Below are 24,832 nucleotides of genomic sequence, written 5' to 3' on the forward strand. Positions count from 1 at the left end.
GTTTAGAATGGCTGCAGGGGAAGCCGCCCACATCTACAATTCCCCCGCAGGTATAGTTTTCGAAATATTCTCGTTTATCTTTGTTGCGTGAAAAATATTATTACCGGCTTACTGTTCGCGATGTTATGGGCATCGGCGTCTGTAGCAACAAAAGTAGGGATCCATTCGGCACCTCCATTGGTGCTTGGCAATGTTCGTTTTTTTATCGCAGGTTTTGTGTTATTAGGTTTCTGTTACCTGGTAAGCAGGGATAAGCAGTACCGCATGCCTGATCGGGTTGAATGGCGGCAGCTGGCTATTTTCGGGGCTTTAAATACCACGGTTTACCTGGGGCTGTATGTGTATGCCATGAAATACATTGCCGCCGGAATTGGTAGCCTGGCAGCATCCACTAATCCGCTGATGATTGTATTGCTTTCCTCCTGGCTGATGGGGCGCAAACCTGGAAAAGGGGAGATATGGAGTATTATCATCGGGATGGCGGGTATTGGGCTGGCCACGTATCCGCTGCTCAACGGCGGTGGTACCAGTTTACCGGGAGTGATAGTATTAGTGACCAGTATGGTGGCAGTTTCCTTTGCCAGCGTTTATTACGCCAGGGTACAATGGGTGCTGCCTAATCTTTTGATCAATGGCTGGCAGGTAACATTGGGTGGTCTTTTCCTGCTGCCGTTTACCCTCTTGTTCAGCGATTTTTCGTCTGTACATTTAGATACAAGGTTTATCTATTCAGTGCTATGGTTAAGCCTGGCGGTATCCGTTACCGGTTTGATCTGCTGGTTTTATTTGCTGAAGATAGATACTGTAAGAGCCTCCCTATGGCTTTTTCTTTGCCCGCTTTTTGGTTTCTTCTATGCCTGGTGGCTGCTGGACGAACCTATTACCTGGTATACTGTGGCCGGTACGCTGATGGTGATTGCGGGGCTATATATCGGGCAGCGGAAAAAATTGGGGCTGGCGCTGCCGGGGGAAGTTTAGTAAGGTTGCAAGGCAACAATTTTGTAGGTTGCCTAAGCGAATATCACATATCTTTAGTAAAAGAGATTTCGAACTGCCTTATTGCCTAAGCGAATGAAATACTTAACGCGCACTGTCTGGATACTTTCGGTCGTCAGTTTACTGACGGACATTGCCAGTGAAATGCTTTATCCCATTATGCCTATTTATTTAAAAAGTATTGGCTTTTCAGTACTGTTGATCGGCATTTTAGAAGGGGTGGCAGAGGCCTCCGCCGGGTTAAGCAAAGGGTATTTCGGAAAATTATCTGACCATGCCGGTAAGCGCGCGCCGTTTGTCCGGCTGGGTTATACATTCAGTGCGCTATCGAAACCTATGATGGCCTTAACCGTATATCCGTTATGGATATTTCTTGCGCGTACGGTTGATCGTGTGGGTAAAGGTATCCGCACCGGGGCGAGAGATGCCATGTTATCAGATGAAGCAACACCGGCGACCAAAGGCCGCATTTTCGGTTTTCACCGGTCTATGGACACGCTGGGAGCAGTAATAGGACCTGCACTGGCCTTGTTGTACCTGTATTTTTATCCGGCTAACTACCGCATGCTGTTTCTATTGGCATTTTTTCCCGGAGTGCTGGCTATCGGCTGCTCTCTTTTACTGAAAGACAAAAAAAGAGCAATGCCTGAAAATAGCACACGTGTGGGCTTTTTTTCTTTTCTGCATTACTGGAAAAGTAGCCCGGTTATTTATCGTCGACTGGTGGCGGGATTGCTGATATTTACTTTGTGTAATAGTTCAGATGTGTTCCTGTTACTAAAAATAAAACAAGCGGGATTAAGCGATACTTCCACGATAGGCGTATATATTTTTTACAATATGGTATATGCGCTTGCTTCATTTCCGCTCGGAGTGCTGGCAGACCAGATAGGGCTAAAAAAGATATTTGTTGCAGGGTTATTGTTATTTACTATCGTATATGCCGGTATGGCCGCTGCCGGGGACTGGTATTGGTATGGACTGTTGTTCTTCCTGTATGGACTATACGCTGCCGCAACAGAAGGCATCTCCAAAGCCTGGATCAGTAATATAACCAGTAAGGATGATACAGCTACCGCCATCGGCACCTATACGGCCTTCCAAAGTGTTTGTACTATGCTGGCAAGTTCCGTTACCGGTTTATTATGGTTTGAGTTTGGTGCAGGCAGCGCACTTTTGACTACAGCCGCCATTGCATTCATGGTGGTGCTTTATCTTTTAATCATCGTTCCTGAACCGGAAAAATTTAGTCATTAATCTTACCGTATTTGTACGTATAAGAGAAAACGGATCAAGTTGAAAGCTTGACCCGTTTTTAACTTGATTTTTATCCGCGCTCATCGCCCACTAGCAGGGCAATCCCCTGAAAGCGAAAAAGGAACGGGGCTATTCAAAATCCTGAAATCAACTATCGAAATGCACTTGTTATGCTATCCAGATAATGTTATACTTATGCCTGTTGATACCTGCTCTTAAAATCTTCAGCGAATTGATTCAGCTTGATTCTTCCGGTCACATTTCCGCCTTGTGCAAAAAAGTCCTTCATCACGATGCCGGCTCTAACACCCGTGAGCAGCTTTATCGTTTAATTAATTAATAATTTAATGATTTTTTACCCTATAGCATACACATGTAGATGCTTGGTGTTCTTCCTCTGCTTAACTCCCGGTTATTGACGTTTTCAATAGCTACGAGTAAATTATTTAAAATAACAACGTTTGATTGAGACAACCCTATTACTTCGATCAATAATATTTCAGTTAGAGATAAAGTAATTTTGCTCATTCCTTCGTCGGGATATCTCATGCTGGATAAACAATCTATCAGCGCATTTACATTAGCACCATAAAAATCAGGGAATCCCATGATACTTTTCATTTCGCTATGGAAATGTTCAATTGATGTTATTTTCCTAAAGTCTAATTGTATTTTTTTCATTATTTGAATTATTGCCAACCTGATAGGTCAATTTTAATATAAGAGTCATAATGGTCATGAGAATAAAAAGCTTCTTTTGTTTGGTTGTTTACCACTATTCGTCTGGCTCCATTATTTCCCACACCTGGTGTTTTAACCGTCCATTCAGTGTAGGTATTCGAGGTGTTTAATCTTTGAGCATCAGGATTACCTATTGTATGGCTATTCGAAAAAGGTGTTCCGTCATTGCTGTAATTTGGAGAATTAGTTTTAATTCTATCAATTGTCTTTTGTAGCTCTCTCATTTCCTGGGCAGACATTTCATGCCCCCATTTGTCTTTGATGGCTGCGTAGGCTTCTTTAGGATTATTAGCTGTATGGCTGCAGATTAATCCGAAGATATCTACCCAGGTATTGGTGTCATGAGCATAAGCGTAGAGGCTGGACTTTCCAGCGGCTAACCCGATTGGATCCTGACTTATATACACTCCTTCTTCCACGTTATAATATCTAAAACGATTATACGCCAGCCCTGTTTCCTGATCCGACACTTGCCCCTGATAAAGATACCCACAAAACCCCGCATCTCCATGTAACATCCTGACATTTCCACAGCTATCAATTTCCCGCTGCCAGATTAACGCCCCGGCCTCATCATATCCTTGTATGGGCGTGCCTAAATGATCGGCAACGATACTATATTTCTTGTCGCCTTTTATCTTGGCTGTTGGCGAGAAATTATTTTCATTAAACACCCAGGTGATCAAATCATCCGCACTGCTTTCCCTGGCATCAAATTCCTTCCATTCGTGCAATGGCTTATTCCCATCCCAGACCCAACGGGTGATCGTATGTTTATATCGTTTTTCGATCCGCCTGCCTAAAGCATCATATTTAAAATTCACCTTCTCTCCGTCTGGCCGCAATACACCCGACAGCATACCGGCGGGATTCCATTCGTATTCCCATACCCGGCCGGTAAGTTCTACTTTGCGTACCAGGTTGCCCATTTGATCGTATTTATAAGTGGCTTTTTTACTTTTCAGCAACCTGCCACCTTTATCGTAGGTCCGGTCCTTTTGCGCAGGGGTTTCAAACAGATTTCCTACGGTATCGGGCATACGATATTCCACGCTGCCATCACCATAGATCACCTCTGCCAGGTTACCATAGGTATCATGTCTGAACTGTTTAGCACCGGTGGTGCTGTCGTGGATACCCGACAGCCGGTCACCATCCCAGGAGTAGCGCCGCTGCAGCCGTTTGTTGCCCCGGGTGGTTACCTGGTCTGCCAGCCGTCCTGAAAGATCGTATTGATTCTGTTGGGTCACGCGACCGGTCATTGATCGTTCGGTTACCTGGCCCTGGTTATTGTATTTTAATTGAGTATGCCAACCATTCGCCTCCATTTGTTCCAGCCAGCTCATGGTGTTGTTATATTGCATGCTCAATGTAGCGCCCATACTGCTTTTTAGTGCAGTGCGTTGCCCCAGCTGGTTGTATTCGCTGCTGAGTACCGTTTCATTGCTGGTTTCCTGGGTAATTGATCCCAACAGGTCACGCTGCAACTGTACGGATGCATGGCTGTTTTGTGCACTGATGAGCTGTCCCATAGCATTATAGCCAAAGGTTTCAGCGCTGCCATCTTTCTCATAATATACTGTTGCTACCTGCCCGGCAGCGGTATATTCATAGGCCTGCTGGCTGCCATCCGGCAGAATGGTACGCATTACCTGGCCCCCCGCATTACGTATATACTGACGCGTTAGTCCATCAAAACCTTTTTCAGTAACGACATTACCTTCTTCATCCAGTTCAAAGCTATAGATTTCCCGGTGTTCATTGATAATATGAAGTAATTGCCCTTCTTTATCGTAGCCGAGTTGAATGACGGTATTACCTTGCCGGCGCTCTACCACATCTCCGAAGAAATTGTAACGAAAGGCGACCGACTGATGCCGGTCCTTGATAACAATGGTATTACCCATGCTGTCGTATTGCAGTTCGACGATATTACCGCTACTGTCTTTTGTCTGAACCGTGTGGCCGAGCAGATTGCACTCCCGCTGGGAAATAGCCCCGGCCGGGTCTGTAATCGCTGTCAGCCGCCCCAGGAAATCATAGTTATATTTGATCCTGCTCCTATTCGGTAAAATAACATCGCTCAGCAATAGCTGACTGTTATATTGCAGGTGGGTAACTGCTCCCAGTGGATTAATGATCCTGCTTTGCAGGCCGTCAGTATATTCAAACTTCGTAGTTGCACCCAGCGGATTGGTGTGCTGCAGCAGGTTACCGGCTTCATCATAATCATACTGCCATATCCCTCCATTTGGTTGTGTAACGCTAACAGGCTGCTGTTGCTGGTTATAAGTGATACGTATTGCCCCCTTTCCTGGCAGTTGCAGGCTGGTCATATTACCGCGGTCATCGTATTCATAGGTAGTTGCAACGCCCAGTTCATTGGTTTCAGCTACCAGGTTATCTGCTTCATCGTAGGTAAATAGTTGTGTGGCGCCATAGCCATTCACTATTTTGTTGACGATACCGCCTGTATGGTAATATGTTTTTTTATGCCCCAGGCTATTGGTGGCAACTGTAAAGCCTTCCAGGTATTCAAATGTATAGCTGTACAGGCCATGTGGGCCCAAAGCGGCTGTACAACGACCCTGCCGGTCGTAATGAAACATAAACGTAGTGCCGTCGTTAAATCGGCGGGAGATGATGTGACGGTTCTCCCACTGAAAAGCATTGTGATACTCTTCTGCATTGTACATTTCATGGAGATTACCTTTGCTGTCGTAGGTATAACGCATCATTTCCACCGTTATGCCGCGATCTCCCAGTTGCGGGTGTGGGGCCTGCACTGCGGTGATCAGGTGATCCTCATTATACCGGATATGGATATTTCGCTGAACGCTGTCAATGATCTTTTCCAACAGGCCGTCCTGGTTATAATAAAAGCGGATAGCAAACCCGTTACGATTGGTGATGCTGCTCAGTTTACCGTGTCCTTGATCATTGTAGGCAGGGCGATTAAAATGATACCGTAATTGATCTTTACCACTTACATAATATTCGCCCGTTTCTGTCCGATGTAATTCATACTTTTCCTTGGGATGGTAAAAGCTGCTACCCCGCTCCAAGATGGGGAATACCACCGGCCTGCCGGCAGTATCGCTCATCACTACGGCGCCATCTTCCTCACTTACCAGCAGCGATATATCGTAGCTATGATATATATTTTTCCCCAGCGGGCCATCGTAGTGGCTATCGCTGTAGTAATTAGCTTCCCAGGTAAAGGGAATCGGGCCAGGCAAACTGAAACCTTCCAGGTAACTGGCCATATGACCGCTGGCAGCATCTACCGGTTCTCCTAAATACTTACAGATAGCCGGTTGTACAGCCGCCCTGAACTTGCTGAATTTAGGGAGACGGGATTCTATTTTTGCCAGTATTTTGGTGAATAGTTTACCCAGCATTTTCAACGAAAACTTCAACCCGTGTAGTAACGCCATAAAAAACAGGGCGTTCATCAGGTCTGAAAGCTTTAGCTGCTGTTCTTCTTTAGGACCTCCTATCATTACCGGTTTACCTATCGGCAATACCACCATCACCGCCGTCAGGAAGTTGAGATAGAATCCCCTAACCGGGTTATTCATCAGGATTTTCCCGATATCCTGACAGGAATAGGCCCGACATAGCCAGGTACTCTGATACATGCCCTGGCTGAGCACTGTTTTACTACCGTGTGATAGCTGGCCTTCATGCGGATGAAAGAACTTGGGCAACAAAAATAATGGATGTGGTATAACAGAATGCAGCAGATTCAGTTTGCTAACAACTTTACCCAGACCTTTGAATTTGCCCATGAAGGGAGGAACAGATGGCATCCCCCAGAGTGCGCCCTGGGCAACACCTTTATGCATGCCGTTGAAATATACTGTTCCACCCATTGGCACATTCCGTGCAATCTCAAATCCCTTATCAGGGGTATACACCGGTATGGCAGGCAGGGTGATATGGATGTAATCCAACGGATCAAAGATCAGCGCTGCAAAGGGAGTGATAGGGCATGGAGTGAACGGCCACGGCACTTTCAGCATGTGAAAATCGAGTCCGAGGACAATATCAAAATGTTTGGCCACCGGTTTCGGGTCAACCGGTGGGTGGGGAGTTAACGGGTTGTTCTTTATTTTTATATATGCCATCAGAAAATTGGATTAAGGTAATCGTGGTACCACTTCATCCTCAGGGTTAGTGGGGTTGTAATAAACGGTAACAGTATCGCCAGGGTTCATATTGGCTCCCAGTTCTATATTGGAAGCAAAATGTTCTTTTCCATCTTTCGTTTTGAATACAACGTGGTAACGGGTTGGCTTGGCGCCATACCTGCTTACTCTGCCTGCGAGTTTATCTGTTATGGTGGCAGTTACTGGCTGATACTCTTTGTATTTCTTTTTATCGGGCTGCTGGCCGATAAAACTCCAGGCAGTATAGGCCAATGAAATGACAACTCCTGTTACAATGAGATAAATGATCGTTTTAGATTTTTCCATGGTTTAAATTCTTTTTTAATCCGCCGTCGGCTAATTTTCACCGGCTCCAGTATAACCTTGATATACCTGGCTATTCCTGATCTTCTGCAACCAATTGTTGCCCCAAAGCCGGTTCATAAACGATTCATGTTTTTTCAACTCCGGGTCATTCAATTCGACCATATCTCTTCCATAGAACATGGCCATTGCATTTTCCTTTAATTCTTCTTCAGGCAGCCGGGACAGCAATTCCCAACCTGCCAGTAAGCTACTGGCTGTTGCCTTATGGCTTTCGGTATGGCGTTGGCACGAAGCCAGCATCTGATAAAGGCCAGCCAGCATCATTGGGTTGGCATCTTTTGCGTCCAGTGCCAATGCTGATTTGTACACGGACGCAGCTTCAGACAGTTTTTTATCGAAATAGTAAAGGTTGCCTTTCGCAATGCGATAGTGAAACTGCTCCTGGTTAGTGTCTGTCAGCCCCTTATGCATTGCTTCATCCGCTAGTTGAATGGCCTTGTTGATACTTTCGATAGCTTTCTCTTTGTTATTATAGGCGTAGAAGTTATGCACAAAGAAATAAACAATAGCCTCTCTTTGCAGCCATCGATACCGGCTGGTAATGTTGCAGCATTGTTCTTTATAAAACAGTAAATCCTTTTCGCTGGTGTAAGTAGCCGCCTCATTTAGTTTAATGAGGTACTGCTGGAACTGGATAATATCTATTTCCTCCTGCGACGTTTTTTGAGCTTTTGTTTCTTCCAGTATCTGGTTCATGGCTCCGGGAATATCCAGGTCGGGTTTAATATACCGTGCGGTGGAATTATGTTTTATGAGCTCTTCATACATTCTCGCTTCTGTGTTATCATATAATAACAACCGTATGGTTGAAGGGATCTTGATAGCGGTCAGTAACGACACCCATTCCACCAGCTTGTCAAAATCGCTTACTTGTTCCGGGAACAAGGCAATAACTAATACGCTGTGTTTTCCATCTATCTTCAAGGTAGCGGACAAGGTGGTCAGGGCCGATATAAATTCCTGTTGAGTAACAGCCGATTTTCCCAGGTAAGGATATTCCCACAAGATCTTTCCTCCATACTCTTTGACCAGGCTGGCGTCCTGATTAAACGCTTGGAAATACTGATGGAGATTTTGTAACAACTCAGCGGCATATGTCGCACCGTCACCTTCAAAGGGGCGTTGATGCAACAGAAAAGTATCGGGCAGCGTTTTCTCAACAGATGCCTGGAACATCACAAAACCCTTTATCGTCTTATATTCCACCAGGTTGGCCCCCATCATGATAAATGAGCGTACCTCCGGATGATCTTTTACTTCCTGGCTCCACAGATCACTTAGCTGCAGTATCCTTTGTGTAATGGCGTTATTCTCCATCTGTATTAATTGATGTTCACTTTTTTACCATTAAGAAAGGATTCGCCGCCTGCCTGCATAGTTAATTTACCAACACAACCTATCTCTGTTTCAGTTTCTGCGGCAATGCTCAGTTTCTTTTTTGCGCCGATATTTACATTGTCCGGGTCTAGCGAGAAGCCGGAACCGCTAAAGGAATCCCCCTCTCCACTGCCAGATCCCATAGTCACCAGTTTAGCGCCCATTGCAGAAACATTTTGTGCCTTCAGCATAATATCTTTTTCTGCAACAATAGTTATTTCTCCCTCTTTATTCAGGGTGATAGAGCTTTTACCAGCGTCCCCTTCTCCACATACAATCGTTACGGTTACTTTACTTTTCAAATGCACATTTCCCGCGCCATCCATTTTCATGCTGTTACCATCCTTGTCTTCTACGAATACACTGCCATCCTTGTCATTCAGGATAACCTTATTACCGCTTCTGGTTTGCAATGCTTTGACATCATTGGCGGCATTGCCAAAACTGTTATTGGCTTTGCTATGGTATACAGCTCCGATGATATAGGGCCTGGTTGCATTGTCTCCTTCAAATCCTACAATGACCTCTTCGTCTTTTTCAGGGATAAAGAACAGGCCTTTACCACCTCCGGCATGTGGGGTTGTAACTCTTACCCATGGTGTTTTTTCTTCACCATTCATCCAGTGAAGTTTTACACGGATCCTGCCTAATCCCTGCGGGTCATGGTTATCTGTTACAATAGCGCTCTGAGCTTCACAAACGGGAATTTCCGGAACTGTTACGGGAGGTAGATGAACTGAAGAAGGAACCGCTGTAAACTGATTATGGTATTCACCCTTGGTATCAACAAAGTGTTCTACGGCCGTCACGAGGTATTCACCAAATGCTTCGGCACTATCATTGAATAAATTATTATTGGTTAAATCAGTTATCGACCCTAACGCTACACCCGGATGACCACTCCTGCCAGTTAACCGCACCATTTTGCTGCTTTCCATGGCGTTGTATAAAGTCGCCATATCGTCCTGTTGTTTTTTACTGCTGGAATATCTGAAACTCCATTGTTTAGGTTGCGTACCATAAACGGTTTTGGCTTTCTCCTGTATTTTTTCACCCAATGCATTAAGCCCTGCCTTTTGGCCAATGGCATCATTTTGTGGGGTACTGGTATATAACTGGCTATTTTTATAATCCCAACCGATGTATTGACGTTGGGTAGGTCTTGCATTCAGGTTGATGGCAAAATGACTGAGCGTACTACCATATAACAACGTTGTTTTAATATCTCCTTTTGGGGGTCCTACTACCAGTCCCTGGCCGTCCCAGAAAAGCCATTCACCATTTTCTGCTGTCAGCCGTTTTAAAAATGACCAGGCTGTTTCCTTATATTGTACGGTATATTCAAGATTTTCCTTGGATAAAGGCTGTAATTTAGGTGATAATACATTTTGCGGGAAATATTTCAACACATCTTGTGCGATATCCTTTACTGCCTTGTTCTCCCAGCTTTTGCAGTGAGGGCCGCTCTCAAGCATAATAGTAGGGCTATATCCGGCAATAATAACGTCTCCGTATTCACCGTTAAGACGGGAGGTCTCCACACTGGTTACAATGCCATTAAATGCGAGATCACCTTTCAGTCCAACACCTGAAATATGTGCACTGAACAACGCGCCTATCAGGTCTCTCGATGAGGTAAAAATACCTGTTACACCATCTATTGTCTGGGCGGGACAAACCAATTCAAATTCGTGGTGATCAAAAATGCTTTGTTTCAGGGCAAAGGTTCTGAATTGAGATACTGGGTTACCATTAATACTAAATATGGCATCTGTTAACTGGGTCATAAAGAAACGGGTTTAACTCAATACTATTAAATGGTGAACGGTTTTTCAAACGATAAAACTACATTAAATAACAGAAATTATGTGCAGAAAAGGTGAACTTTTTTATAGACTGTTAGCATACCAAACTGATGTCCTGGTAGCTATAAAAACAGGCACATCACTATAAAATCAATACAGCAAAGGTGTAAGCAGCCGTGTGGGGATGAAATATGGTGTCACTGTATTTACTTTTGCCCCACCGATGGATACTTCCAATCCGTCGCACGCATCGCTCACCTGTTGGACAATACGCTGAAAATGCAAAAGGGACAAACCATCCAGCGGATCATTTGTCCCTTTTTTGCGGGGTGGGGAATAATGTTCGAACCGTTTTGCAAATACTTTATCTGAAATTGATCGATTCTCAGGGGCAGAAATCAAAGAAATATCAATCAATACCCCCTGATTATTGCATAGACCCCATAGGATTGTTGATTGATATCACTTAACGGGCGCAAAACAAAAGTCTTTCCTCCATTCTTCAACTGGAAAACATTCCCGCCAGCAACGGTTATGTTTTTTAAGATTTTGTCCCTGGGTCCTTTCAATATGAATTCTGAATCCGTTTCAGCCGCCAGCATAACAGGGCCATAAAAAATGGCAAAAACGTTTTCATCGTCGGGCATTGGCTTCAGATAAAAATCGTAATGGAATACCAACCTGATCTTATCATTTTTTTTCCATACCCGCTGTAATGACAGATAAGTGCCTGGACGGACATTGATCGTTTGTTGCTGATCATTGACGTACATCTCAAATTTTTTCGACCAATTCGGAATCAATAGATTTAATGTAAGCGTTGTCGTTTTCGCCTCTTTGAAAGGTAAATTCTACAACTGAGTCAACCGGGAAGTTTCCGCTTTGTTCCAAAGAAAGCGATCGTACTTTCCAATTTACCAGAGATGGGAGTACATATTCACCCATAATGTCGAATCGTTATGATAATAAATACCGCTGTTCAATGCTGCAAATGCCTCAACGGACGACCCGTTACAGCACCGGAAATTAAACTGGTTTATATCCAACCGGGGAAACCGACACAGAATGCGTTTATAGAGCGAAGAAAAGGAAGTCTGCGCAGAGGACTGTTAAATGCTTATTTGTTCTACAGTCTTGCAGAAGTTCGCCTTATGGCGGAAGAATGGAGAATAGATTACAATACTGAAAGGCCTCATAAGGCTCTCGGCTATCTGGCGCAAGCAAATATGCCGAGCGTTTTTATCAAGGACTATTACATCTGGAACTCTAATCCCGACTGGCCTAGTTTTATGGGAAGCTTACAATTAGAACACAGCTTCTGTTGCCTTTTCTATAATGGGTCATATTTTTTGTTACACTCCTGAAAAGTTAGTTCATAGTTTACAACAGATTGATGTGGGAAGTCATGGTACTATATTCCATTAATGTAAACCTACCAGCTCTATTCCGTTTTGCGGTTATTCCCCTGAAATGAATGAACTTATCAAATAGAGTGGGAATGGGGCTTTTAATTTGATCTGGTATTGGTGGAATAAATACATCTGGAAATAGTGCCTACTGTCTATTCTGTCAGAGCTTATAATTCAGCAGCTAAAAAAAACGCAACCAAGGCGGGAAGAATTAAAAAAGGAAATGCGGAGTCTTTAAGAAGAGCTGCACTCTACTGATAGTGCTCGGAAGTAGTCCAATGGCTAACAGTGTTTACTAAACGAGGGTTTAATGCGGTTTAAAAACACGGCTAAGCCGCCACACGAGGCTATGACATAAAGTATGTCAGTAAAAAGCTCTTTAACTTTAGATTTCCATACGAATATTGAAAAGCAAAACTTTAATTTCGAAGCCTTCAAGAAGCAAGCAGTGAGCCGTTTGAAGAACGGAGACAAGGGAGAAAGGAAAAATCAGTAATTAATAGTCGTATCATTTGTAAATGACAGTTAATATTAATAAGGTAGTATAAAAAACGAGAGAGAGTTAATCGGAACTCGGTTAAATACTCGACTTAAAATAGAAAACCCGCAACTAGTGCGGGTTTGTAAAGATCCTTGCGGACCGGACGGGACTCGAACCCGCGACCTCCGCCGTGACAGGGCGGCATTCTAACCAACTGAACTACCGATCCTCGCTACAGACAAGCCTTTCGGCCGATCTATATCCCCCGATTGGGATTGCAAATGTAGCAACATTATTTTTAATCAACCAAATAAATTTGCAAAAAAATTTAAATTTCTTGTTCCAAGCAGCGATGTCCGGGCAGTGGGTCACAGCTGCCGCAAAGGCTTCGGTTTGCCCATAACGGGTTTTCAATAGCCTCCGGTAGGGAGAATAATATTGTTCGGTATCTGTTTTAAACAATTGTACTGCCTCGTCGCAGGTGGCCAGCATGATGGTTGCCTGGGCCGCTATTTCTTTATCAGTGCCTGCCCGAGTACCTGATGGTACATGAGCATCAACCTGCACTCATCCGGCATATGTTCTGGTTCGCAGCTAGTAGTGCGGGGCGTCCTGGATAATTTTTTCATATTTGTTGGTTGTAGGTAAATACGTAATTGATCGCCTTCCCGGAAATAGTGTTGTCAATCACCGTATCCCGCTGGAAGCGGTAGCGATGTGGCGCTGATGTAGTCAGCAAAGTAGTATCGGCCACAAACTGTTCCTCCTGGTGTACAATGCTTTTAAACCGGCCATCACGGAACCAGACATACCAACCAAATACAGGGAAGGCCAGGTCTAATGGCCATATGAAGCGACTCGCTCCAGTCAACGTCAAAATAATGAAGATAGATGCGGCCCGTTTGCCAGCTCTTCAATTGTTCTACCTCTTCGGAAGACATTTCAAATGTGGGCTTCCAATAATAAAAGGAATGGCCGTTCTGGTGCTTCGTCCCGGGCTTGCAGGAAAAAAGCAGCAACAGTAAGAGATACAGGCAATATCGCTTGGGATACATGAAGTAAAGAAGTATACCTTAAAGCTAGGTGGTTTTTTCGAATTAACCTCTTTGTTATCTAGCGCAAATTTTAATGTATTTTAAGTATTTTACATGTCACTTATATACCCGACATCAGACCCATAAAAAATTCCCTGATCCATGAATAACACCGGAATGATAAGCCTGGCTATTGCCCTTGCCAACTTCATTTTCTCTATAAAAGGATTTAAAGACCGCGCTTTCTTCGATAAATACGCTTTCAGGGTAGAAAGGATATTATTGTTTAAGGAGTATCGCCGGCTGGTGACTTCCGGCTTTCTTCACGTCAACTGGCAACACCTGATCTTTAATATGTTGTCATTGCTGGCCTTTAGCTGGCTGCTGGAGGCCGACCTGGGAGCAGGTGCTTTTTTGCTGATCTATTTCGGAAGCCTGATCGGCGGCGACTTACTCTCGCTGTTTATACACCGGCATGCAGGCGATTATAGTTCGGTTGGGGCCTCCGGGGCTATCTGCGGAGTCATCTTCGCTTGCATTGCGCTGTTCCCGGGCATGGAAGTGAGCTTCTTTGGCCTCCTGGCTATACCTGGCTGGCTCTATGGTATTTTGTATACGGGTTACGCAATTTACGGTATTACCTCCCGCCGCGATAATATAGGCCATGACGCCCATCTCGGCGGAGCTTTGGTAGGCATGGGGCTGGCGGCAATCATAGCGCCACAGGCTATGCTGGCAAACCTGGCTACCTGTATCACCATTATGGTGCCCTGCATTTTTTTTATGTATATCATCATCTCCAAACCCCACGTACTCCTGGTGGATAATTTCTTCCACAAACAACATGGAGATATCGATGACAGGTATGTTTTTGAAAGGGCCAACCGGCAAAAGGAACTCGATGCCATTTTAGAGAAGATCCACCAAAAGGGAATCAACAGCCTGTCTAAAGCTGAAAGAGAGAAACTCGAAAGATATTCACAACAGATCAACTGAGAAAACCTCCGGCCTTTACCTGATAAAATACTGCCAATACCCGCATCGGTACAGGCAGCATCTCCTGGTCAGGTAAATGCCGGAGGCTCACTGTATATCAGTTTATCCCCCACATTATTTATTTTCGTGAACGCAATGGGGAAAGCCGGATGATACCAAAATTACATGGTAAGTAGAGTGCTGCCAACTTTTCTACTACATCTATATTTCATCACGTTTGCACAAATGATTGATTATTAATAAATTTAAACTACATCATTACTACATCTAATCCCTGTTTTATGAAGCTTTTGTGGTTGTTTTCTTTATGGGTTATCGCCTGTTTGCCCGTAGCCGGACAAAACACGATTGGATTGCCCCAGATGATCAACTACAGCAAAAGCGATTATCACGCAGGCACCCAAACCTGGGACATTGAACAGGACAGCAGGGGTATGATGTACTTCGCCAACAACGAGGGGATGCTCACCTATGACGGTAGTCACTGGAAAGCCTATCCCTTGCCCAACAAAACGATTGTTCGCGCCCTTGCCATAGATAGTACCGACCGCATTTATGCCGGTGGCCAGGGGGAAATCGGTTATTTTAACCCCGGCACCAACGGCAATCTTGTTTACACCTCCCTGAGAAGCCAGGTGCCTCCAGCCTATAATAAGTTTGCCGACATCTGGAAGGTGGAGATCTATAAAGAATCTGTCTTTTTCCAGTCATCAGACCGCATCTTCGAATACCGTAATAATACTATCCGGGTATATCCTAATGATTGGATGTACCTCAAGCGCGTAGGCGATAAATTATATGCGCAGGATAAACGTAATGGGCTCATGGTGTTTAAGCAACAGGAATGGATACCCGTAAATACCGGCCCAAAAATGAATAACCTGCTGATATCTGGTATTGTGGATATTGGAAATGATAGCCTGTTGATCAGCACCCAAAGGAATGGCCTGTATTTTTTATACCACGATGCTATCATAAAACACCAGCCATTTATCGCAGGCAGCAATATCAATACTACCGCCCAGATTAACGCCACGGGGTTGGTAGCTGGCACCTCGGCCGATGGCTGTATGATTTTTGATCTCAACGGCCAGATCATACAAAAGATTTCCCGTGCTGAAGGATTACAAAATAATGATGTCATCAGCGTTTTTCTCGATAAGAACCAAAACCTGTGGACCGGTCTTAATAATGGAATCAGCTTTATCGCCTACAATGCAGCAATTAAATACATTGCCCCCAATAAAAGCAACGAGGTATCCGGACACAGTACCCGCATCTTTAATAATGAACTGTATATCGGTACCACCGATGGGGCCTGGTATGTACCGTTGGCAACCACTTCCGGCGATCTTAGTTTCTCTAAAGGAGATTTTACACACGTTAAAAACAGCAAATCGGAAGTGTGGCGCCTCGATGAAGTGAATAATCATATCCTGATGGCACAACATGGAGGAGCTGCGCTGCTCCAGGACCATAGCGCCGTTACCTTGTCCGACAGCACGGGAGCCTGGCTGTTTAAACCCGTTTCATCGGTGTTTCCTGCCCGCAATATCCTGGTAGGCACGTACACTGGCATCCGGATGCTGACCTTTAATCAAAATAAGTTCACCGACGTAGGTAAACCGGACGGCATTTCAGAATCGCTGCGCTTCCTGGAAATAGATAATAACAACACCATCTGGGCTTCACATCCTTACCGCGGCGTGTATAGGTTGCAGTTATCGGCAGATAATAAGTCTATCAGCTCCCGGCTCCTCACCGATAGCGCCGGACTACCCTCTGCGCTGGGCAACTATGTATTTAAAATCAAGAACCGGGTAGTATTTGCTACCAGCAAAGGAGTATATGAGTTTGATACGGCTACCGGCCGGTTTATCCCCTCTGCTTTCCTGACGCCGGTATTCGGTAATATGGAAATACGTTACCTGAGTGAAGATGCAGAAGGTAACATCTGGTTTTGCAGCGGTAAAACCATCGGGGTGGTCAACTTCCATCAACCCTCGGGTAATAAGCCCTTTACCATTACCTGGATACCAGAACTGACAGGCAAAATCTTGCTGGGATTCGAGAATATTTATCCCTTTAATAAAGAGAATATTTTCATCAGTTCCGAAAAAGGGATGATCCACCTGAACTATGAAAAATATACCACCAACAAGCAGGTGATAAAGGTATTACTGGGCCAGGTGAAAGCCATTGGGAAGACTGACAGTATCCTTTTTGGCGGCTACTTCCACCAGCGCAATGCAACAGGCTATTACCAGGATGAACGGGAAATTTTTTCCTTGCCGAAAAATTACAACTCCTTTCATTTTGAATATAGTTCCCCCGCATACGGACTGCAAAACAATATTGAATACAGCTACCAGCTGGAAGGGTATGATCACCAATGGTCAGCCTGGTCGGCGAAATCAGAAAAGGACTATACCAATTTGCCGGATGGCAAGTATGTTTTCAACGTGAAAGCACATGATAATCTCGGGCATGAATCGGACGTAGTGAGCTATAGCTTTATAGTAAGGCCCGCCTGGTACAAAACAATCTGGGCCTATCTGCTCTACGTGGTGCTATTCCTGGGTGTCCTTTACCTGCTGAACCGCTGGCAGGAAAGAAGCCTGCACAGGCAACAGCAACGTTTCGATGAAGAACAGCAACGCCTGAAATATATTCACCAACTGGAACTGGAAAAAAATGAAAAAGAAATTATTAAACTGCAAAACGAGAAACTGGCCAGTGAAATACATTTTAAAAACAATGCCCTGGCAGATGCCTCCATGCACCTGGTGGAAAGAGGCGATGCCCTGGTAAAAGTAAAAGACATCCTGGCAGCGGTTTACAAGAAAAATGGCAATAACCCGGAGATAAAAAATGCTCTGGGATTATTAAATGATGCGGAGAAGAATAATGATAATTGGGAACAGTTTGCCGCTCATTTCGACGCTATCAACAACAACTTCCTGAAAAAGTTAAAAGCCGCGTTTCCGGCACTGACTCCCACTGATCTTAAAGTATGCGCTTACCTGCAGCTGAAGCTATCCAGCAAAGAAATTGCCCAGCTGATGGCTATTTCAGTGCGTGGTGTGGAAATTAAGCGATACCGTTTAAGGAAAAAACTCAACTTACCCACGGCATTATCAATATCAGATTTCCTGAATGAATTCGGAGAAGCAAAAGCTGATTGATCGTGAGCACCTTCTGCGTTATTTGACTTTCGTAAACGCGTAATGCCCCTTTATATATTTATTGAGAAAGGTACCCTTAGAGGTCGCGGATTTCATGGCCCTGTATACGGTTTCGGGAACTTCTTTATAATCATATATCATCCCGGATACAAATACTATCCGCAGGATATGCTCTGTTGCATGATAATCCATATGAGCTACAACGGTAGAAGGCATACCTGGCAGGCCACAATTACCATACCTTAAGCCACTTATTTTTTATGATATAAAATTAACAGTTGTTTGGAATTATTAGCCATTTTAATGATAATTATATCAGACTAATTAAAATTTTCATAAAAGTATCGTAGGATTTAAGAAAGTTTAATTATCTTGAAGATACAGTCATTTGATCGTGCTGTTTCACTTGTTATTATATTGATGTAGATTTAAGCCAAAGCAAACAATAAATCTAGATGGTGCCCGATCGCCAGGAAGTTTACAAAAAGACGTTATTAAAGCAGCTGTATTTCAAGAGAGAGCTCTCTTGTGCCGATTTGAGTATACTCACCGGTAAAAGCCTGCCGCATACTACCAGGGCATTGTATGAACTGGTGGAAAGCGGGCTAGTGCTCGAATCCGGCTATGCCATGTCTACAGGTGGCCGGCGCCCACAGATGTACTCCATAAAACCGGATTTCATGTATATCCTCGCGGTAGCAATGGACCAGTTTGTGACCAGTATCAGCATTATGGATATGCACAATAACATGATTGGTGAAGAATACCTGGTACAACTCGACCTGTCAGCACATCCGAAGGCTATTAATATCCTGGGCGAAGAGCTGAAAGCATTCATCGATCGCTCCTCCATCCCTAAAGAACAATTTGCAGGCATTGGTATAGGAATGCCAGGATTTGTAGATGTGAAGAAAGGGATAAACTATTCTTTTTTTAATACCGACTTCTCCAGCATCAACAAATACCTCCAGGCGCAGACCGGCTTGCCGGTGATTATCGACAACGACTCCAGCCTGGTGGCATTGGCCGAGTGGAAACTTGGTGCCGCGCGCGGCAAACAAAACGCATTGGTCATCAACATCGGCTGGGGAATTGGCCTTGGTATGGTACTCGACGGCCGCCTTTTCCGCGGTGAAAATGGATTTGCCGGTGAATTCAGCCACATCCCGCTATTCACCAACAACAAAATTTGTAGCTGCGGTAAAATGGGATGCCTGGAAACAGAAACCTCTCTCTCTGTAATTGCAGAAAAAGCGGTGGCAGGCATACAGGAAGGCAGGCCCACGGTGATGAAAGGGCTGTCGATGGATAGCCGCGATGAAGCCTTCAGGAAAATAATGGCCGCCGCCAACAAAGGAGATAAGTATGCCGTGGAATTACTGTCACAGGCAGGCTACCACATCGGAAGAGGGATCGCCATACTGATACATGTATTGAATCCGAACCGGATCATATTGAGTGGAAGAGGAACCTTGGCTGGAAAGTTATGGTTGGCCCCCGTACAACATGCACTAAACGAAAACTGCATACCTAAAATAGCAGAAAGTATAGAGCTAATGGTATCACCGCTCGGGTATGCCGCAGAACGACTCGGCGCCGCCGCCCTGGTGATGGAACATTTCGATTCCCCCCAACTGTATAAAGCATAGTCGCCACTACTTATTGTATCAATAAAAAACGAAGATTTGGTTACTCCCCCGCCTTTTTACTTCCCTGGTCCCTGAATGCTTTGGGAGTTTGTCCTGCCCTGGATTTAAACACGGTTGAGAAATAGGCGGGAGAAGAAAAACCGCAGGCATAGGCAATTTCAGCAATAGAAAACTTAGAGTTCACCAACAGGTAACGGCCTTTTCGTATCCTGGCTTCCAGGATATAGTCGTTCACGTTAACATTCAGCAACTGCTTTACCTTACGGTATAGCTGCATCTTGGAAATATTCAATTGTTGGGCAATGTCTTCTACGGTAAACTGGTCGTTGCCCAGGTTGTCTTCTACAATTGCAGTAAAATCATTGACAAATTTCCGGTCTGTTTTATTGGATTGTGTGCTGTGTACACGCGTGTCTGGCCCGGCAATGTAATGATCTTTCAGCAATGCCCGGTTGTTGAGTATGCTGCTGATACTTTGGGAGAGATATTGCAGGTTAAAGGGTTTGCTGATATAGGCGTCTGCGTTATATTGCATCCCCTTGATCCGTTGCTCTTCGCTATTGTTGGCGCTCAATAAAATAACCGGTATATGAGAGGTCCGGATATCTTTTTTGAGGGTTTGCAATACCTGTATACCATCCATGCCCGGCATCATAATATCGCACAGGATCAGGTCCGGAATATGCCGGAAAGCGGCTTGGAGTCCTTCTTCCCCACTGGTGGCATGAAAAACTTCGTACTGCTCCCGCAGGTAGTCAGCCAGGAAATTATTCAGGTCGGGGTGATCTTCTATGATCAGCAACGACCATTCATGTTCTTTTCCCCCGTTATCGCCTGTCGCCAGGGATAACGGTTGCGCGGTATTTTCAATATAATTATGCAGCGCATCATGGATTACATTCGTACTGGGCGCTTCCGCCTGAATTTCTTCCGGGGCAAATGGCGCAGCAGTACCCGGAAGCGTAATACTAAAAGTAGTGCCGGCGCCTTTACTGCTCTTTACTTCAATGGCGCCATGGTGCAGGGCAATGATTTCACGGGTCAGCGCCAGGCCTATGCCCGTGCCTTTGTGTTCATTGTTGCGGCTTTGATAAAACAGCTCAAAGGCATGTGCCAGCGTATATTCGTCCATACCTGTTCCATCATCTTCTATACGTATCAATACGTCGCTGTGATGCTCCGGCTTTTCCAGGTAGATGTGTATTTTGCCATAGTCGGTGGTAAACTTAAACGCATTGGAGAGCAGGTTATATAATACGCGGTCAAACAGGTGCTGGTCGAACCAGGCTTTAATACCCGGCTGCCGGCTAATGAGCCGGAAATCGATATGCTTCTTCATGGCGATGCCTTTATAGGCTTCCATAATATCTGTCATAAACGAGGGCAGGTCATTTTCTGATACTTTCAGTGGCAGCTTACCACTCTCTATCCGGCGAAATTCCAGTAGCTGGTTTACCATGCGCATCAGGTGGGTCACATTCCGGCGCATCAGCTCCAGCTGTTGCTTCTGTTGTGCCGATAACTGACGGCTGCTCATCAGGCTTTCCAGTGGCGCCTGTATCAGGGTAAGCGGCGTACGGAACTCGTGCGATAGGTTGGTGAAAAAGCTGAATTTGGCTTCAGTGGCTTCCTGCGCTTTGGCCGTCATTTCCACCAGCTGATCCCGTTGCTGTAGTATTTCATCCCGTTGTTGTTTCAGCTGCCGGTTAATACGCCGGTTGGTCCGTAAAATGAAAAACAGTACAATCCCCAGCAGGAAGGCAATGCACAGCGTTGTTACCACGATACGCAGCAGGTGTTGCTGGTCCTGGTACAGTGAGCGTTGCTCCTGTAACAGCGATTGTTGTTTTTCTATTTCCTGGTGCTGGGCTTGTATCTTATCTATCTGCAGCCGCATTAGCTTTACGTTGCTGCTGTCTATCAATACGGTTTGCAGCAGGGTATTGCGGGGCACCTTTTTTCCGGCCAGGATATCCGCGGCCATACTAATGGCTTCCTTACCGCCGCTGGGATACAGGAGGGAGGCACTCAGCACGCCCCTCGATACCAGGTCGATACCAGCATCAGGATAAGGAGAGGCGTCCACGCCGATAAACCGGGTATGGGTAATGCCCTTGTCATGACAATAACGGTACATGCTATACGCCATCACATCATTTTGGGCAAAGATGATATCTGCTTTTTGTATAGCCGAGTCGTTACTGGCTGCGGCAGTTCGTGTTTTATCCGCTACCCAGCCGCCTTCCAGCGTGGCAATCACCTGCAGACCGGGGTAATGCGCCAGGGCATCACGAAAGCCCTGGTGTCGCTCTACGGTAGGAGAGGAGCCCCGGAGCCCTGTTACCTCGATAATGCGTCCTTTGCCTTTCAGCGTAGCCGCAATATAGGCGGCCGCCAGTTTCCCGATATTATAATTATCGCCCCCAATATAAGCAGTGAAAGAATCGGTGGCAGCTTTACGGTCCAATATGATCACCGGGATACCTTTGCCATACACTTCGGCAATCACCGGCGCCAGTGGCGCCGCCTCGTTGGGGGATACCACCAGTATGTCTATCTGCTGCGCCAATAGTTCCCTGATCTGGGCTACCTGCCGCCGGCTGTCGCTTTCTGCATCTTTATATAATAACTGCATCTCCGGATGGTAGAAAAGCTCCCTTTTCATTTCCGTGAGCATGTTCTTTCGCCAGTCGTCATTACCCGTACATTGGGAAAACCCGATGCGATGCTGCGGTATCGTCTCCTGACGACACCCGCTGGCATATATCAACACCCAAAGCAATAATAAAATGAAATATCTCTTCCCTATAACAGACAACGTGGCTGATTTTAGTTGATGCAGTATGTTTCTTTTTCTAAAAACAATGATACAAAATTGAAAAACATCTGTTCGTAATATATTATATTTAATGTATAACTAATTGATTTAAAATTTAATAATTACTTTTTGGCCCTTGTTACTATTTTGAAAGAAAAGGATGCAATAGCGTAACTACAGCCCCGCTCCCCGTTGTAAGTTTGACCCATCACGTTATGAAACCGGACAAGCTAAAGCAGGCCTGCGAGGTTCCATCCTACCAAAAAACTAAACGACTAACGGATGAACAACATTGTTTTTTTCTGGGCTTTTGTAGTAGCGCTTGGCGGTTTTCTTTTCGGCTTCGATACAGCCGTTATCTCCGGAGCGGAACAACACATTCAACAGTACTGGCATCTAACGGAAGTGCAACATGGCTTTACCGTATCTATTGCTCTCATAGGAACAGTTTTCGGCGCCCTGGGTGGTAGCCTCCCCTCTGATAAGCTGGGACGCCGCGCCACACTTTTGTTGGTGGCGCTGATTTATCTCGTATCGGCAGTAGGTACCGCCATGTCTACCAACTGGTATTTCTTTCTCATTTGCCGCTTCGTTGGCGGCCTCGGCGTTGGTGCTTCTTCCGTAACGGCCCCGGTATATATATCGGAGGTATCGCCCGCGACCTACCGTGGACGTATGGTGGCGCTTTTCCAGTTCAATGTGGTATTTGGTATTCTCATCTCCTACCTGTCTAACTATTTCATTGGCGGTTATGGAGGCGAAAACGCATGGCGGCTCATGCTGGGTATACAAGCCATACCCGCGGCCCTGTTCCTGGTACTGCTGCGCTGGGTGCCCGAAAGTCCCCGCTGGCTGTTACTGCATCGCAGAAATGAGGTCGCCGCTATCAACACGCTGAAAATTATTAATCCAGCTAGCTACCAGGAGGATATCACTGTCATCCGCCAATCACAGCAGGCGGTAACCGGTGTGCCGGCCGAACGCCTCTTCTCGGGAAAATACCGCACCCCGGTGATGCTGGCAGTACTGTTTGCTGTCTTTAACCAGGTGTCAGGCATTAATGCCATTATTTATTATGCGCCCCGGATTTTTGAAATGTCAGGAATGGGAGCAGGGTCTTCACTTTTGTCTACTGTGGGGCTGGGCATCGTCAATTTCGTATTCACCCTCACGGCTATACGCTTTATAGACCGTATAGGGCGTCGGCAACTGATGCTGATAGGTACCGGTGGACTGATCGCTACTCTGGGACTGGTGGCCATCTCTTTTTATATGCACACCGGCGGCATTGCAGTCATCTCTTACCTGCTGGTATATATGGCCTTCTTTGCTTTTTCGCAAGGGGCGGTAATCTGGGTATTTATCTCCGAAATTTTTCCTAACCAGGTAAGAGCAAAAGGACAAACCCTGGGAAGCTTCACCCACTGGATCATGGCAGCCCTCATCGCCTTTACTTTTCCTTATCTCGCCAGCCATATCGGTGGTGGACATATTTTCCTCTTCTTCTGCCTCATGATGGTATTGCAGCTGCTGTTCGTATGGCGCTGGATGCCGGAAACAAAAGGACAAACACTGGAAGAAATAGAAACGACCATGATGGTACATTAATTTTTTTGCTATGATAAAGTATAACATCGCCTGCCTCGGAGAAATATTGTGGGACATTTTACCGGATAAAGAACTACCAGGCGGCGCCCCTATGAATGTGGCATACCACCTGCAACAGCTATCGCAGCAGGTTGCCATGGTGTCCCGCACAGGAACAGATGAGCATGGCCGGCGGCTCCTGCAGCTCATGGAAAAAATGGGGCTGTCAACTGCCTATGTGCAAACCGACCAGCAGTATGCCACCGGTAAAGTAAACGCCTGGATGGATCCCCACAACGACATGCAATACGACATCCTCTATCCCGTAGCCTGGGATTTTATTAGCTGGAATCCCGCACTGTCGGAGCTATTAGAGGAAGAAGGATTACAATACATGGTGTTCGGCAGCCTCATGACCCGGCACGATGTGTCGAAAGCTACCTTGCTGAAAGCTTTGAAATCGCCCGCTAAAAAGGTACTGGATATCAACCTCCGTGCGCCTTACTACTCCACCAGCAACCTGGAATGGCTGATGCAGGCATGCGACCTGCTAAAGCTCAATACAGCGGAGCTGGAATTAATCAGCTCCTGGTATGGCCATTATACCACCCACGAAGCATGTATCCAGGCATTATCGTCCCGCTTTGATATACCGGTGATAGTTGTCACATTGGGGAGTAAAGGCTGTATGGGATATATCGACGGGCAGTTCCACTACCAGGAAGGACAACCTATTACCGTAGCCGATACCATTGGCAGTGGAGATGCTTTCCTGGCGGGATTCCTCGTATGCCAGCTCCAGCGCCGGAGCCCTGCTTACAGCCTCGCTTTTGCCAATGCCCTCGGCGCCCTGGTGGCTTCCCGCCCCGGCGGTTGCCCGGCCTATGATCCATCGGAAATTATCACGTTAATGAACGCGCCACAACACAGTTAATCATCTGTAATACAAATCCACAAAT

At 45.5% G+C, this 24,832-nt stretch carries 17 protein-coding genes, 1 tRNA gene and 1 pseudogene; 8 read left to right on the plus strand and 11 right to left on the minus strand.

Annotated elements, in window-relative coordinates:
* Positions 1-87 precede the first annotated feature (87 nt).
* Together HGH90_RS32120 and HGH90_RS14460 are read left to right on the plus strand one after the other, a co-directional pair.
* Positions 88-978 (plus strand): DMT family transporter, encoded by an 891-nt coding sequence (locus HGH90_RS32120; RefSeq protein WP_169191380.1) that lies wholly within the window; start codon positions 88-90, stop codon positions 976-978.
* A gap of 93 nt (positions 979-1,071) precedes the next feature.
* Positions 1,072-2,253, plus strand: coding sequence for an MFS transporter (locus tag HGH90_RS14460; RefSeq protein ID WP_169191381.1), 1,182 nt, complete (start codon positions 1,072-1,074; stop codon positions 2,251-2,253).
* A 360-nt stretch (positions 2,254-2,613) separates the two neighbouring features.
* On the opposite strand, the gene HGH90_RS14465 is transcribed toward HGH90_RS14460, so the two are convergent.
* From HGH90_RS14465 to HGH90_RS14490, 6 genes and pseudogenes are all read right to left on the minus strand, one after another.
* On the minus strand, positions 2,614-2,934 hold the full coding sequence (locus HGH90_RS14465) for a barstar family protein (protein ID WP_168762110.1): 321 nt from the start codon (positions 2,932-2,934) through the stop codon (positions 2,614-2,616).
* An 8-nt stretch (positions 2,935-2,942) separates the two neighbouring features.
* A complete protein-coding gene (locus tag HGH90_RS14470; RefSeq protein WP_169191382.1) occupies positions 2,943-7,124 on the minus strand; it encodes a DUF6531 domain-containing protein in 4,182 nt (1,393 codons plus the stop codon).
* A gap of 12 nt (positions 7,125-7,136) precedes the next feature.
* Positions 7,137-7,472: a DUF3592 domain-containing protein gene (locus HGH90_RS14475; protein WP_168762112.1), complete on the minus strand. Its 336-nt coding sequence runs from the start codon at positions 7,470-7,472 to the stop codon at positions 7,137-7,139.
* A gap of 30 nt (positions 7,473-7,502) precedes the next feature.
* Positions 7,503-8,849, minus strand: a complete 1,347-nt coding sequence (locus HGH90_RS14480; protein ID WP_169191383.1) for a hypothetical protein — start codon at positions 8,847-8,849, stop codon at positions 7,503-7,505.
* 5 nt (positions 8,850-8,854) lie between these two features.
* A complete protein-coding gene (locus HGH90_RS14485; RefSeq protein WP_169191384.1) occupies positions 8,855-10,696 on the minus strand; it encodes a type VI secretion system Vgr family protein in 1,842 nt (613 codons plus the stop codon).
* A 431-nt stretch (positions 10,697-11,127) separates the two neighbouring features.
* A pseudogene (locus HGH90_RS14490) lies at positions 11,128-11,544 on the minus strand (hypothetical protein); the annotation flags it as partial.
* A 129-nt stretch (positions 11,545-11,673) separates the two neighbouring features.
* On the opposite strand from HGH90_RS14490, the gene HGH90_RS32270 reads away from it, so the two are divergent.
* On the plus strand, positions 11,674-12,078 hold the full coding sequence (locus HGH90_RS32270) for an integrase core domain-containing protein (RefSeq protein WP_169191386.1): 405 nt from the start codon (positions 11,674-11,676) through the stop codon (positions 12,076-12,078).
* Positions 12,079-12,759: 681 nt separating this feature from the next.
* On the opposite strand, the gene HGH90_RS14500 is transcribed toward HGH90_RS32270, so the two are convergent.
* From HGH90_RS14500 to HGH90_RS14510, 3 genes are all read right to left on the minus strand, one after another.
* Positions 12,760-12,833 (minus strand) — tRNA-Asp (locus HGH90_RS14500).
* A complete protein-coding gene (locus tag HGH90_RS14505; RefSeq protein WP_169191387.1) occupies positions 12,824-13,171 on the minus strand; it encodes a hypothetical protein in 348 nt (115 codons plus the stop codon). Before HGH90_RS14505 ends, HGH90_RS14500 begins: the two co-directional genes overlap by 10 nt.
* A 58-nt stretch (positions 13,172-13,229) precedes the next feature.
* Positions 13,230-13,481, minus strand: coding sequence for a hypothetical protein (locus HGH90_RS14510; RefSeq protein ID WP_169191388.1), 252 nt, complete (start codon positions 13,479-13,481; stop codon positions 13,230-13,232).
* Positions 13,482-13,800: 319 nt separating this feature from the next.
* Here HGH90_RS14510 and HGH90_RS14515 point away from each other — a divergent pair, with 319 nt between their 5' ends.
* Both HGH90_RS14515 and HGH90_RS14520 read left to right on the plus strand, forming a co-directional pair.
* Positions 13,801-14,634 (plus strand): rhomboid family protein, encoded by an 834-nt coding sequence (locus HGH90_RS14515; RefSeq protein ID WP_169191389.1) that lies wholly within the window; start codon positions 13,801-13,803, stop codon positions 14,632-14,634.
* A gap of 281 nt (positions 14,635-14,915) precedes the next feature.
* Complete coding sequence (locus HGH90_RS14520) at positions 14,916-17,819, plus strand: triple tyrosine motif-containing protein (protein ID WP_169191390.1); 2,904 nt, start codon at positions 14,916-14,918, stop codon at positions 17,817-17,819.
* Between the two features lie 18 nt (positions 17,820-17,837).
* Here the strand turns inward: HGH90_RS14520 and HGH90_RS14525 are convergent, their stop codons facing one another.
* Positions 17,838-18,035 carry a KTSC domain-containing protein gene (locus HGH90_RS14525; RefSeq protein WP_169191391.1) on the minus strand — a complete coding sequence of 66 codons (198 nt, stop codon included), beginning with the start codon at positions 18,033-18,035 and terminating at the stop codon, positions 17,838-17,840.
* 239 nt (positions 18,036-18,274) lie between these two features.
* Between HGH90_RS14525 and HGH90_RS14530 the strand changes: the two genes are divergently transcribed.
* On the plus strand, positions 18,275-19,468 hold the full coding sequence (locus HGH90_RS14530; RefSeq protein WP_169191392.1) for an ROK family protein: 1,194 nt from the start codon (positions 18,275-18,277) through the stop codon (positions 19,466-19,468).
* A 40-nt stretch (positions 19,469-19,508) separates the two neighbouring features.
* Here the strand turns inward: HGH90_RS14530 and HGH90_RS14535 are convergent, their stop codons facing one another.
* On the minus strand, positions 19,509-22,286 hold the full coding sequence (locus HGH90_RS14535) for a substrate-binding domain-containing protein (protein WP_169191393.1): 2,778 nt from the start codon (positions 22,284-22,286) through the stop codon (positions 19,509-19,511).
* A 282-nt stretch (positions 22,287-22,568) separates the two neighbouring features.
* On the opposite strand from HGH90_RS14535, the gene HGH90_RS14540 reads away from it, so the two are divergent.
* Positions 22,569-23,894: a sugar porter family MFS transporter gene (locus tag HGH90_RS14540; RefSeq protein WP_169191394.1), complete on the plus strand. Its 1,326-nt coding sequence runs from the start codon at positions 22,569-22,571 to the stop codon at positions 23,892-23,894.
* A 10-nt stretch (positions 23,895-23,904) separates the two neighbouring features.
* The gene (locus HGH90_RS14545) at positions 23,905-24,807 is read left to right on the plus strand and encodes a carbohydrate kinase family protein (protein WP_169191395.1); all 903 of its coding nucleotides are present in this window, start codon (positions 23,905-23,907) and stop codon (positions 24,805-24,807) included.
* The last annotated feature ends 25 nt before the right edge of the window (positions 24,808-24,832 follow it).

Source organism: Chitinophaga sp. Ak27 (genome assembly GCF_012726295.1).
Classification (GTDB): Bacteria; Bacteroidota; Bacteroidia; order Chitinophagales; family Chitinophagaceae; genus Chitinophaga.

Coding starts and splice junctions, on each gene's coding strand:
- HGH90_RS14465 (WP_168762110.1), bottom strand. CDS start 2,934: ATGAAAAAAATACAATTAGACTTTAGGAAAATAACATCAATTGAACAT.
- HGH90_RS14470 (WP_169191382.1), bottom strand. CDS start 7,124: ATGGCATATATAAAAATAAAGAACAACCCGTTAACTCCCCACCCACCG.
- HGH90_RS14515 (WP_169191389.1), top strand. CDS start 13,801: ATGAATAACACCGGAATGATAAGCCTGGCTATTGCCCTTGCCAACTTC.
- HGH90_RS14460 (WP_169191381.1), top strand. CDS start 1,072: ATGAAATACTTAACGCGCACTGTCTGGATACTTTCGGTCGTCAGTTTA.
- HGH90_RS14475 (WP_168762112.1), bottom strand. CDS start 7,472: ATGGAAAAATCTAAAACGATCATTTATCTCATTGTAACAGGAGTTGTC.
- HGH90_RS32270 (WP_169191386.1), top strand. CDS start 11,674: ATGATAATAAATACCGCTGTTCAATGCTGCAAATGCCTCAACGGACGA.
- HGH90_RS14540 (WP_169191394.1), top strand. CDS start 22,569: ATGAACAACATTGTTTTTTTCTGGGCTTTTGTAGTAGCGCTTGGCGGT.
- HGH90_RS14480 (WP_169191383.1), bottom strand. CDS start 8,849: ATGGAGAATAACGCCATTACACAAAGGATACTGCAGCTAAGTGATCTG.
- HGH90_RS14520 (WP_169191390.1), top strand. CDS start 14,916: ATGAAGCTTTTGTGGTTGTTTTCTTTATGGGTTATCGCCTGTTTGCCC.
- HGH90_RS14530 (WP_169191392.1), top strand. CDS start 18,275: ATGGTGCCCGATCGCCAGGAAGTTTACAAAAAGACGTTATTAAAGCAG.
- HGH90_RS14485 (WP_169191384.1), bottom strand. CDS start 10,696: ATGACCCAGTTAACAGATGCCATATTTAGTATTAATGGTAACCCAGTA.
- HGH90_RS14545 (WP_169191395.1), top strand. CDS start 23,905: ATGATAAAGTATAACATCGCCTGCCTCGGAGAAATATTGTGGGACATT.
- HGH90_RS14525 (WP_169191391.1), bottom strand. CDS start 18,035: ATGCCTTCTACCGTTGTAGCTCATATGGATTATCATGCAACAGAGCAT.